Origin of the sequence: Bradyrhizobium sp. HKCCYLS3077 (assembly GCF_051167555.1) — a bacterium.
In the GTDB taxonomy this organism is placed as follows: domain Bacteria; phylum Pseudomonadota; class Alphaproteobacteria; order Rhizobiales; family Xanthobacteraceae; genus Bradyrhizobium.
Genome location: NZ_JBNPTH010000003.1, coordinates 1 through 12,108, shown reverse-complemented (window position 1 = coordinate 12,108; position 12,108 = coordinate 1). Strand labels below are relative to the sequence as shown.

Sequence of the window (12,108 nt, the reverse complement as noted above, 5' to 3'; positions counted from 1 at the left end):
TACAGCTTTGGCCGGGGATGCAAGCCCATTGCCTGCATGATCCCCCCTCGCCGGCGCGGGACACCGCCGCTGACGCGCGCGGGCCGCTTGATCCCGGTCAACGGCCCGATGGCGGAGATCGGCAACATCAGCCTGACTACAGCAGCGCAAGGCCTCTTCTTATCATGACCATCCGTCCGAACTTCGTCTGGGGCGCCTCGACCTCGGCCTTCCAGATCGAAGGCGCTGCCCATCTCGACGGCCGCGCCGACAGCATCTGGGACGTCTATCTGCGCGCCCCCGGCCGGGCCAGCCACAACGACAATGCCGAAGTCGCCTGCGACCATTACCACCGCTATGCCGAGGACGTCGCGCTGATGCGCGAGCTTGGCCTCAACGCCTACCGCTTCTCGATCGCCTGGCCGCGCGTGCTGCCGCAGGGCCGCGGCGCGGCCAACGAAGCCGGACTCGCGTTCTACGACCGCCTGATCGATGCGCTGCTGGCCGCGGAGATAGAGCCGTGGCTCTGCCTCTACCATTGGGACCTTCCGCAGGCGCTGGAGGCGCTTGGCGGCTGGCCGAACCGCGACATCGCCGGCTGGTTCGCCGACTATGCCGCGCTGGTGGCCCGGCGTTTTGGCGACCGGGTCAAGCGCGTCGCCACCTTCAACGAGCCTTGCGTGTTCACGCTGTTCGGCTACGGACTCGGCTGGCATGCGCCGGGGATCGCCGATGCGGCGGCGCTGCACAAGGCCATTCATCACGTCAATCTCAGCCATGGCCGCGCCGTCGACGTGCTGCGCCGGGACGTCGCGGGCGCGTCGATCGGCGCCATCCACAATCGCCAGCCCTGCTACCCCGCGACCGATGCGCCTGCGGACGCCGCGGCGGCGTTGCGTCTCGCGGCCTATTGGAACGATGCCTTTCCGTTCCCGCAGTCCTTTGCCTGCTATCCGCCGGATCTGACGGACGCCGTCGCGCCCTATGTCTTGCCAGGCGACATGGCCCAGATCGCCCGCCCCGTCGACTGGTTCGGGCTCAATCACTATTCGCCGCATTACGTGAAAGCGGACACCAACCTGATCGGCGCCGCCTTCGGCCCGGCGCCCGCCGCGGTGCCGCGCAGCGCGATCGGCTGGCCGGTGGTGCCCAAAGCATTCCGCGATACGCTGCTGGATATTCACCAGCGGTTCCAGTTGCCTATCTATGTGCTGGAGAACGGCACGGCGGCCAATGACGTGCTTGGTCCCGGCGACCGGATCCAGGATGACGACCGGACCGCCTATCTCGCCGCCTACACCGCCGCCATGGAACAGGCGATCGCCGACGGCGCCGACGTGCGCGGCTATTTCGTCTGGTCGCTGCTGGATAATTTTGAATGGGGGGCGGGCTATTCGCAGCGTTTCGGCATTGTCTATGTCGATCACGCCACCCAGCGCCGCATTCCCAAGGCATCGGCGCGGTGGTATGCGGAGAAGATTGCGGCATGGCGGAGGTCGAACGGCCCCGCCGGGTCCGCACAACCGGCGGAAGATTGAGGGATGAGCGAGCGCGTTCTTCTGGGCGACATCGGCGGCACCAATGCGCGGTTCGCGCTGCTCGACCGCGGGGTGATCGGCGAGGTCGCGCATTTGAAGGTCGCGGACTTTCCGACCATCGCGGATGCGATCACCGACTTCCTGTCGCGGCACGGCGCAGGCGGCCCGCCCACCGCGGCCGTGCTCGACATCGCCGGTCCGATCGAGCGCAACCGCGGCATGCTGACCAATTCGACCTGGGTGATCGACGGCGCCGAACTGGCGACGCGGTTCAATCTGCGCTCGGCGAAGCTGCTCAACGATTTCGAAGCGGTCGGCTGGTCGCTACCCGCGCTACATCCCGACGATCTCTATCCGCTCGGCGGCAGCGCGGCGGCCGAGGGCGCGCCGATGCTGGTGATCGGTCCGGGCACCGGCTTCGGCGCGGCCTGCTATCTCCCGGGCGATGGCCGTCCCACCGTCGCCGTTACCGAAGCCGGTCACGCAACCCTGCCGGCGACGAGCGCGCGCGAGGCCGCGGTGCTCGCGAAGATGCGCGAGCGCTTCGGCCACGTCTCGATCGAGCGGGCGCTGTCGGGCATGGGCCTCGAGAACGTCTACCAGGCGATCGCGGCGGTCGACGGCGTCAACGTGCCGAAGCGCGACGCCGCCGCGATCACCCACGCCGCGCTCGACGGCAGCTGCGCCACCAGCCGTGCCACGCTCGACATGTTCTGCGCCTGGCTAGGAGCCGTCGCCGGCAATCTGGCGCTGACCTTCTGCGCCCGCGGCGGCGTCTACATCGCCGGCGGCATTCCGCCGCGCTTTCCTGACACCTTCGCCAAGTCCGACTTCCGCCGGCAGTTCGAGAGCAAGGGGCGCTACGACAGCTATCTGCGGCCCATCCCGGTGCATCTCGTCACCAAGCCGGATATCAGCTTTCTCGGCCTCAAATCTTTCTACGAGTCCAGCATCACTTCCAACGGCGGGTCACCCGCGACCTGATCCATGAGCGACATCGTCACGATCACGCCGAACCCGGCGGTCGATGTCTCGACGACGGTCGAGACCATCGTGCCGGTGGCGAAGCTGCGCGGCACCACGCAGCAGCGCGATCCCGGCGGCGGCGGCATCAACGTCGCGCGCGTGATCACCCGGCTCGGCGGCGATGTCACCGCACTCTATCCGATCGGCGGCCCGACCGGACTGCTTTTGAAGCAGCTCGTGGAGAAGGAAGGCGTTGCCAGTTGCACCTGGGCGACGCGCGAAGACACGCGCGAGGATTTCTTCGTCCTGGAGCGCGCGAGCGGTCAGCCCTATCGCTTCATCCTGCCCGGACCGACGCTCAGCGAGACCGAATGGCAAGCCGGCCTCGCGCTGCTCAGCGGGCTCGAGCCGTTCCCGCGCTTCGTGATCGGCAGCGGCAGCCTGCCGCGCGGCGTACCGACCGACTACTACGCCCGCATCGCGGCCATCGCGCGGGCTCGCGGCGCGCGGTTCATTCTCGACACCTCGGGCCCGGCGCTGGCGGCGGCGGTGGCCGGCGGCGTCGACCTGATCAAGCCATCGCTGCACGAGATGCGCGACCTCGCCGGCGGCGAGCTGCCGGATGCGGCCGCCTGGGAGACGGCGGCACGCACGCTCGTCGCGAACGGCAGGGTCGGAATGGTCGCGCTCACGATGGGCCATCTCGGCGCGCTGCTGGTGACGCCGGAGCGCGTGTTGCGCGCGCAGCCGCTGACGATGGTGCCGGTCAATGCCGTCGGCGCCGGCGACAGTTTTCTCGGCGCGCTGGTGGCGAAACTTGCCACGCGCGCGGCGCTCGATGAGGCCTTCCGCTTCGCGGTCGCGGCCGGCGCCGCCGCCCTGCTCCGCACCGGCACGGCGCTGTGCGATCCCGCCGATATCAGCCGTCTGCTGGCTGACGTGCGGCTGGAGGCGGCGTAACCTCCGCCTCGCCGACGCCGTTGAGCCGGTCGAGCGACAGCAGCAGGCCGCCGACGCGCTCGAGCGACGACATCCACTCGGCGACACGGCTGAAATTGTCCACCATCCAGTTGAACGAGCCCTGCACCAGCGTGAACGCCGCCGCCGCCTGGGTGAGCTCGCCGAGGGTCATCTGATCGCCGAGAAACTTCGGCGCGCATAGCACGAGGCCGATGATCGGCGCGAGCAGCGTGTTCAGATGCGACACCAGGGTGTTGCGCATCAATTGCCAGCACAGCCGCTTCCATTGCTGAATCGTCCGGTCGAGCGCCAGCCAGATGCTCGCGACGACGCCGCGCTCCTCCTGCTTGGGCGTGATGCCTTCGCCGATGTCGCGCAGATGATGCGCCGCCGTGATCAATTCCGACTCGACCTGGTTCTTGGTCTGGATGACGCGGGTGAGCGGCGCGCCGACCCACAGCATCGCTCCCGTGACCAGCCCCGAATAGACGACGACGCTGACCACCAGATAGCCGGGAAGCCACAGCTCAAGCCCGGCCACCGCAAAGCTGATGGAGCCGCCGACCTGCCACAGCACCTGGACGAATACGACCGCCGTCAGCAGCGCCGAGATCACGCTCACCACGAAATCGATCGGCGCATCGGTGGCGATGCGGATATCCTCGGCGATGCGATATTCGGGGATCTTCTGGTCGCCCTGCACCGTCGCGAGCCGCGCATAGCGATCGTTCTCGACCCAGTAGTCGATCACTTCGGCACTCAGCCATTGCCGCCAGTTGCGCTGCATCGTCATGCGGCCCCACACCGAGACGATCGCCAGCACGACGCTCGACAGACAGAGCGGGACCAGCAGGACGGCCTGCTGCCGCAGCCGCGCCGGGTCGCGACCTTCCAGCGCGTCGAAGAAATCCCTATTCCAGTAATTGAAGCGGAACTGCACATAGAGCTGAAGCACGACGAGACCGACGAGGGCGGCGCAGAGCAGCCAGACCCGCCAGGCGCGCAACCCGAGCCAGAAATGCCGTGCCGTCAGCCAGAACCGCGACCATTCGCGATTGCCGTCCTCGTTCTCGTCATCAGGCATCATCGCGGGTTGGACATCCTCCGATTCAAGGCGGGAACTCTAACATGGACTGATCTACGTAGCTCCGGGCCGTCCCGCTTGATCTTCCGCAAGGCGTGGGCCGCGCAACGCGACAAACTCACTGTCTGCGCTGCAATGCGGGAGACGAGCGATGACGGCACCCGGCACCATCCGCTGGTTCAAGGATCTCCGCATCGAGGATGTCCCCGACGTCGGCGGCAAGACCGCCTCGCTCGGCGAGCTGTATTCGGCGCTGGCGTCGCAGGGCGTCCGCGTCCCCAACGGCTTCGCGCTGACGGCGGCGAGCTATCGCGACGCGCTGCGCGCCGATGGCGCCGATGACGAATTGCGCCGGCTGCTCGCCGGCCTCGACAAGCGCCGCATCGCCGACCTCGCAAAACGCGCGGCCAAGGCGCGCGCCATCGTGTTCGAAGCCACCGATCGCGACGATCTGCGCCGCGACGTGGCCCAGGCCTACAAGCAGCTCGAGCAGGAATATGGCCGCGGCGTCGCGGTCGCGGTGCGCAGCTCGGCCACGGCCGAGGACCTGCCCAATGCGAGCTTCGCCGGCCAGCACGAAAGCTTCCTCAACATTCGCGGGGCGAAGGATCTGTTCGAGACCTGCCGCCGCTGCTTCGCCTCGCTCTATACCGATCGCGCCATCTCCTACCGCATCGACAACGGCTTCGCGCATGACAAGGTCGCGCTGTCGGTCGCGGTGATGAAGATGGTTCGCTCCGATCTCGGCGCCAGCGGCGTGATGTTCTCGCTCGATACCGAAAGCGGCTTTCGCGACGTTGCCTTCATCACCGGGGTCTATGGGCTCGGCGAGACCATCGTACAGGGCGCGGTCGATCCCGACGAGTTCTACGTCCACAAGCCGACCTTCGCCGCCGGCTCTCGCTGCGTGTTGTCGCGCCGGCTCGGCGCCAAGACCAAGCGGATGGTCTACGCCAAAGCGGGGGCGCGGGGCGGTCCTACCCGCACCGAGGCCACGCCGCCCGCCGACAGGGCCAAGTTCTGCATTGCCGATGGCGACGTTCTGGAGCTTGCGCAGGCGACGATCACGATCGAGCAGCACTATTCGCACAAGGCCGGCAAGCCGACGCCGATGGACATCGAATGGGCCAAGGACGGCCGCGACGGCGCGCTCTACATCATCCAGGCGCGGCCCGAGACGGTGGCCTCGCAGCGCCGGCCAGAATCGATCGAGACGTATATACTGAAGACGGCTGGCAAGGTGCTGGCAACGGGACGCGCCGTCGGCGAGAAGATCGCGGCCGGCAAGATCCGCCTGATCAAATCAGCAAGGGACCTGCGCGCGTTCAAGCCCGGCGAGGTGCTGGTCGCGGCCTCGACCAGCCCTGACTGGGAGCCGGTCATGAAGACGGCGGCGGCCATCGTCACCGACCATGGCGGCCGCACCTGCCACGCCGCGATCATCGCCCGCGAGCTCGGCGTGCCCGCGGTGGTCGGAACGGAGGACTTCAGCAAGCGCGCGAAGACGGGCAGCGCCGTCACCGTCTGCTGCGCCGAGGGCGATGCCGGCCACGTCTATGACGGCACCCTGCCCTTCGCGGTCGAGCGGCTCGCGATCGACAGGCTGGACAAGCCGCGCACCCACATCATGGTCAATCTCGGCAATCCCGAGCTCGCCTTCAAGACCGCCCTGCTGCCGAACGATGGCGTCGGCCTCGCCCGCATGGAGTTCATCATCAACCAGTCGATCGGCATCCATCCGATGGCACTGGCTTCGCCCGACAAGGTGACCTCGGCGAAGGACCGCGCGACCATCAAGCGGCTCACCGCGCGTTACAAGAAGCCCGCGGATTTCTTCATCGAACGGCTCTCGGAGGGCGTCGGCACCATCGCAGCCGCCTTCTATCCGCGTCCCGTGATCGTCAGGCTGTCGGACTTCAAGACCAACGAATATGCCAGCCTGATCGGCGGCGCGGACTTCGAGCCAAAGGAAGAAAACCCGATGCTCGGCTTCCGCGGCGCCTCGCGCTACGCGCATCCGGCCTACGCCGCCGGCTTCGCGCTGGAATGCGCAGCGCTGAAGCGCGTGCGCGACGCGATGGGCCTTTCCAACCTCAAGATCATGATCCCGTTCTGCCGCCGCGTCGAGGAGGCGCGTAAGGTGATCGCGGCAATGGGCGAGCACGGCCTCGTGCGCGGCGAGAACGGGCTCGAGATCTACATGATGTGCGAGATCCCCAACAACGTGATCCTGATCGACGAGTTCGCGAAGCATTTCGACGGCTTCTCGATCGGCTCCAACGATCTCACCCAGCTCACGCTCGGCGTCGACCGCGATTCCGACATCGTCGCGTTCGATTTCGACGAGCGCGATCCTGGCCTGATGACGATGCTGAAGCTCGCGATCGAAGGCGCGCATCGCAACCACCGCCATGTCGGCATCTGCGGCGAGGCGCCGGCCAACTATCCCGAAGTCGCAAGCTATCTCGCCGGGCTCGGCATCGATTCCATCAGCGTCAATCCGGCGAGCGTCGTGCGTACGATGGGAATTGTGCGCGCCGCTGAGCAGCAGCTTGCCGGGCCCGCGCCGCAGGCGCTGGCGAGCTAGTCCGGGGCTGGACGCTCGATGATCTCGTCGTCCTCAATGGCCTGCACATGCGCGATCGCGCGCTCGGCGTCGGCGATCAACTGCCGAATATGACGCGACTGCTCGCTCAGCGCGCCCATGTCGTCGGACTGCGCCAGCAGATCGAGCTGCCGCACAATCTGCCGCCACGAGTCCACCGTGCGCTGAAGCTGAACGAGTTGAATCCTGACCGCTGTCTCGGCTGCGACGGCCGCCTGCTCGGCGCGAACGGCCATCGGGAATTTGATGATCGTCGCCACGAGTCACCCATCAAGCGCCGTGGCGCAACCGCTGATGCAGCGCGGCTCGACCGCCTTCGGCATATGCATGTCCGCATTCTCCGTTGAAGCGGCCCCGTGGCCAGAAAGCGGCGCATTGTCGCCTCGGACATTAAAGAAGTTTGTACTTTCACGGCCCGTGGAACTCCGGCGGCACGGATGATCGCCTCCGTAGCGTTGCGGACAGCCCCACTGTCGCTGTCATCATCAGAGCCGCTGCCGGTGCAGCCGCACCGGCGCGCAGCAAAGGCCGGCGCTGCTGCGCGCCGCCCATCGAGACCAGCATCTCGGGCGATGATGCGTTCGCCAGATGTGAGCTTCGCGTCAGCGCGCCTCTTCGAAGCCCGCGAGCACCGCGGTCAGGTTCTGCCCGAGGATGTCCGAGAGGTAGCCACCCTCCTGCACGAACACCGTCGGCAGACCAAGCCGCGCGATGGCAGCCCCGATGCGTCGGAAGCCGGGCGTCGTGACCGAGAGCCCCTTGAGCGGATCATGTTCGGACGCATCGAGGCCGAGCGCGACCACGAGCGCGCCGGGCGCGAAGGCATGGATGGTCTTGGCAGCGGTTTCGAACGCCTTCAGATAGGTGTCGTCGCCGCTCTTCAGCGGCAGCGGAATATTGAGGTTGGCGCCGAGCCCCGCGCCCGCGCCGCGCTCATGCGCATAGCCCCAGACGAACGGGTAGTAGTGCGTGGGATCGGCATGGATCGAGATCGTCAGCACGTCCGGCCGCTCATAGAAGATGCCCTGCGTGCCGTTGCCGTGATGGACGTCGACATCGAGGATCGCGACGCGCTCGTGGCGCTGGCGCAGATGCGCGGCCGCGATCGCGGAATTGTTCATGAAGCAGAAGCCCGAGGCGATGTCGCGATAGGCGTGGTGCCCCGGCGGACGGCACAAGGCATAAGACGCGTCCTCGCCATCGAGCAGCAGTTGCGCTGCCGACGCGGCGACATCGGTGGCGGCGCAGGCGCCGGCCCATGTCCCCGGACCGATGGGCGCCGACGTGTCGGTCGTATGCCAGCCGAGCCGGCCGACGATGTGGGTCGGATAGGTCGCGGCATTGCGCACCGGATGCATGTTCGGGATCATCTCGGTGCCGGCGTCCCCGAACGCGGCCCAGGCATCCCAGGCCTCTTCCAGGAAGTTGAGATATTCCGGACTATGCACCCGCGCGCGCGCAGCCTGGCCGAATTGCGTTGGCGCGACGAGGTCATGATTGCCGGCTTTCAGTCCCGCCAACAGGCGATCCGCCCGCTCGGGCTGCTCGGTGGTGCGCTTGACGACGCCACGCACCAGATAGAATTGCGGATCGTGGCTGCGGTGCAGCTCGGTGTAGACGGCCTTCACGCGCGATGACTCCCTTTCGCTTGCGCGAAGGATTGTGCATGCGGCAGCGGCCGAGACAAGCACGGACAAACAGCGCTCAGCTCATTGCACAGGCGACTTCCAGCCGGCGGAACAAAAGGGATATGCGGGCAGAGCGGCGGTCGCCGCCCTGCCAAAGCCTTATCGTTGGGCCGGCTCCAGCCCGATCCCGTTGCGCCTGGCGCAGGCGCGCAGCCAAGCGAGGACACCCGGACTCATCGAGAATTCGTAGGACTCGCCACCTGCCGGCTTGAGGTTCACCAGCGGGCTCGTCTCCATCGCGGCCAATAGCCGGCCGCCGGCCTGCGGGAAGATGCCGATCTCGTCGCCGCCCTGCATCTGCGTCGTCACATCAGGGAAATCGGTCTTGCCGACGGCGAAGCTCGCCTCGACCGGCTTGTTCGACACGCCGCTGAGACGGGAGTCCTTCACCATCATCGAGAAGCCGCGCAACCGGCTCGCCATCAGGAAGATGCCGAGCCGCCGCGCATCGGCCTCGCTTCCCGTCGCATAGTGACGGCGGATCATGCAGACGAAGATGGTGCCGTCGCCGTTGCGCAACTCGGACGCATCCCAGCCTTCGATCTTCTGCTTGTCCTCGATGCCCGCGGGCCCGGCCGGCGTCGGCTTGGCCGGCGCGACCTTCGCGGAACGCGGCCGCGGCACAGGCAGGTCCGGCGCATCAGGATCGCTCGCCCGGTCGAGCGCGATGTCGAACGTCGCCGCGCAGGATTTCAGCCACGCCAAGGCTTCGGCCGGCAGGTCGACCGCCACGGCGCCGGTGTCGATGCCCGCGCCATCCGAGCGCAGGGTCACCTTCACTGCATTCCCGAGCGCCCCGATCGCCGCCTTGGCGTCGCCAGGATGGAAAGCGAAGGCCGGACCGACATTGAAGGCCACCGCGGGAAAGCCGCGCCCATCGATGATGATCTCTGCCTGATCATCGAGCACGCGCTCGCGCGGCAGGCCATCATCGTTGACGGCAATGACCAGCCCGGCACCGCGGCTGATATTGACGGACAGGCGGGTATCGACCGCGCCGCCGTCCGACTTGCGCTGGCGCCGGGACACCATCACGCATTGCCGGACCCTGCCGTCAGGCCCGGCCTGCGGCAGCCCGCTCCAATACCCCTGCTCGAAGCGGATCTGCTGGCCGGCCACCGGCTTGGGCGTTGTCGCCGCATTGACCGGATGCGCGCCTGTCGCCAGCATCGCGAGCAGCGCTGCGAAACCTCCGCGGATGATCGTCATCGTCCTCATGCCCCGTGTGTCTCAACGAGGACTTGGACGCGGCAGCAGGGAACCGGGTTCATTCGCATCAAGCACCCGGCATCGATCCAAATTTTGCATCGATCGATACAGGCTTCGGTTTGGACCCGGCCCCTTGCTCTCCTCTAGGACAGTTCTTGAGGAACGTTTAAGAGAGGTAGCGCGCATGAGCGCAATCGTAACTACGGCAGAATTGCGCCGATCGCGCGTGCGGCTGTTCATCGTGACCATGTTGTTTCTGGTCACGACCGTGAACTACGCCGATCGCGCCACGCTCTCGATCGCCGGCCCCGCGCTCTCCAAGGAGCTGCATCTCGATCCCGTCGCGATGGGCTATGTGTTCTCCGCCTTCGGCTGGTCGTATGTGCTCGCCCAGGTGCCGGGCGGCTGGCTGCTCGACCGCTTCGGCTCGCGCTGGGTCTATGCCTGCAGCATCGTGATCTGGTCGCTGTTTACGATGATGCAGGGGTGGATCGGCTTTTTCTCCGGCGCCGCCGCCGTCACCGCTTTGTTCGCGCTGCGCTTCCTGGTCGGCCTCGCCGAGGCGCCGAGCTTCCCCGCCAATGCCCGCATCGTCGCCGCCTGGTTTCCGAGCAACGAGCGCGGCACGGCCTCGGCCTTCTTCAACTCCGGGCAATACTTCGCGACCGTGATCTTCGCGCCGCTGATGGGCTGGATCGCGCATGAGTTCGGCTGGCGCTACGTCTTCACCGTGATGGGCGCGCTCGGCATCATCATGGGCCTCGTCTGGATCAAGACCATGTACGGGCCGAAGGATCACCCGGGTGTCAATGAGGCCGAGCTCGACTACATCAAGCAGGGCGGCGCGCTGGTCGACATGGAAGGCGCGCGGGACGGCAAGGCGGCGTCCGGCGGTCCGACCTGGTCGCATATCGGTCAGTTGCTATCGAACCGCATGATGCTCGGCGTCTATATCGGCCAGTACTGCATCAACACGCTGACCTATTTCTTCCTGACCTGGTTTCCGGTCTATCTGGTCAAGGAGCGCGGCCTGTCGATCCTGCAGGCGGGCTTCGTCGCCACATTGCCGGCGCTGTGCGGCTTCATCGGCGGCGTGCTCGGCGGCTTCATCTCCGATGCCATCCTGCGCAAGACCGGCTCGCTGACCCTGGCGCGCAAGATCCCGATCGTCGGCGGCATGCTGCTGTCGATGGCGATCATCGGCTGCAACTATGTCGACGGCCAGGCCCTGGTGGTCGGCCTGATGGCGCTCGCCTTCTTCGGCAAGGGCATCGGCGCGCTCGGCTGGGCGGTCGTCTCCGACACCTCGCCCAAGGAAGCCGGCGGCGTCTCCGGCGGCCTGTTCAACACCTTCGGCAACCTCTCCAGCATCACCACCCCGATCGTGATCGGCTACATCCTCTCGGCCACCGGCTCCTTCAACGGCGCCCTGGTGTTCGTCGGCCTCAACGCCCTGGTCGCCGCCTGCGCCTATCTGCTGATCGTCGGCAAGATCCAGCGCGTCCAGCTCCGAGCCTCCTGAGCACCACGTCCATCGCGTGGTCTCAAACTCCAACGGCGGCCTCGGGCCGCCGTTTTTTTTGCGTTGTAATTGAACCCGCAAAGCCGGCCGCGAAGACGGCGCGCTCCCCTCCCCCTTGCGGGGAGGGGTCGGGGGTGGGGGTCCCCGAGTTGCGCTTCAAGTGATGCGCACTGCCCCCGCCAAGCATCGCGAGTGAGTGCTTGAGGACGTATTTATTCGCGCGCCTCACTGAGTTCAGCGCCCGGGAGACCCTCACCCCCGACCCCTCCCCGCAAGGGGGAGGGGAGCGCACCTTCGCTGGAGTTGAATTCTCAGAATCAAAATTTACTTGCTATTTTTCCGCAATCATGATTATCTCCCCGCATCCCGCCTCAAGCAGAAGGGGCGTAGCGCGCGATCGTCACGACACGCGAGGCGGGGATGCGGTGGCCGCGAGAGATCGCAGCGTCCTCGGAAACGAGGGCGCGGACGAACGATCGCTCGCGGACGTGAAGTCGCAGCGTCCTGATACCCCGATGCTGGTATCAAGCCGCGATGGCACTGACGTGCCGCGTGGT

9 protein-coding genes are annotated in these 12,108 nt (G+C 66.8%); 5 read left to right on the top strand and 4 right to left on the bottom strand.

Going from position 1 to position 12,108, the window contains the following annotated elements:
* The first annotated feature begins 164 nt into the window (after positions 1–164).
* The 3 genes from ACQR0Z_RS11915 to ACQR0Z_RS11905 are packed head-to-tail and all read left to right on the top strand — an operon-like array spanning position 165 to position 3,443.
* Positions 165–1,517, top strand: coding sequence for a GH1 family beta-glucosidase (locus ACQR0Z_RS11915; protein WP_434918739.1), 1,353 nt, complete (start codon positions 165–167; stop codon positions 1,515–1,517).
* A 3-nt stretch (positions 1,518–1,520) separates the two neighbouring features.
* Positions 1,521–2,501 carry a glucokinase gene (gene glk / locus ACQR0Z_RS11910; protein WP_434877542.1) on the top strand — a complete coding sequence of 327 codons (981 nt, stop codon included), beginning with the start codon at positions 1,521–1,523 and terminating at the stop codon, positions 2,499–2,501.
* A 3-nt stretch (positions 2,502–2,504) separates the two neighbouring features.
* On the top strand, positions 2,505–3,443 hold the full coding sequence (locus tag ACQR0Z_RS11905) for a 1-phosphofructokinase family hexose kinase (protein WP_434918738.1): 939 nt from the start codon (positions 2,505–2,507) through the stop codon (positions 3,441–3,443).
* Here the strand turns inward: ACQR0Z_RS11905 and ACQR0Z_RS11900 are convergent.
* Positions 3,403–4,527, bottom strand: a complete 1,125-nt coding sequence (locus tag ACQR0Z_RS11900) for an SbmA/BacA-like family transporter (protein ID WP_434919295.1) — start codon at positions 4,525–4,527, stop codon at positions 3,403–3,405. The genes ACQR0Z_RS11905 and ACQR0Z_RS11900 overlap by 41 nt on opposite strands.
* 151 nt (positions 4,528–4,678) lie before the next feature.
* Here ACQR0Z_RS11900 and ppsA point away from each other — a divergent pair, with 151 nt between their 5' ends.
* Positions 4,679–7,114, top strand: a complete 2,436-nt coding sequence (ppsA, locus tag ACQR0Z_RS11895; RefSeq protein ID WP_434918737.1) for a phosphoenolpyruvate synthase — start codon at positions 4,679–4,681, stop codon at positions 7,112–7,114.
* Here ppsA and ACQR0Z_RS11890 read toward each other — a convergent pair.
* The 3 genes from ACQR0Z_RS11890 to ACQR0Z_RS11880 all read right to left on the bottom strand — a co-directional run bounded on the left by ACQR0Z_RS11890 (position 7,111) and on the right by ACQR0Z_RS11880 (position 10,029).
* Positions 7,111–7,368, bottom strand: a complete 258-nt coding sequence (locus ACQR0Z_RS11890) for a hypothetical protein (protein WP_434918736.1) — start codon at positions 7,366–7,368, stop codon at positions 7,111–7,113. The genes ppsA and ACQR0Z_RS11890 overlap by 4 nt on opposite strands.
* Before the next feature lie 366 nt (positions 7,369–7,734).
* Positions 7,735–8,760 (bottom strand): histone deacetylase family protein, encoded by a 1,026-nt coding sequence (locus ACQR0Z_RS11885; protein ID WP_434918735.1) that lies wholly within the window; start codon positions 8,758–8,760, stop codon positions 7,735–7,737.
* A 159-nt stretch (positions 8,761–8,919) separates the two neighbouring features.
* Entirely contained in the window at positions 8,920–10,029 is a 1,110-nt protein-coding gene (locus tag ACQR0Z_RS11880) for a hypothetical protein (RefSeq protein WP_434918734.1), read from the bottom strand.
* Between the two features lie 184 nt (positions 10,030–10,213).
* Here ACQR0Z_RS11880 and ACQR0Z_RS11875 point away from each other — a divergent pair, with 184 nt between their 5' ends.
* On the top strand, positions 10,214–11,551 hold the full coding sequence (locus ACQR0Z_RS11875; protein WP_434918733.1) for an MFS transporter: 1,338 nt from the start codon (positions 10,214–10,216) through the stop codon (positions 11,549–11,551).
* The last annotated feature ends 557 nt before the right edge of the window (positions 11,552–12,108 follow it).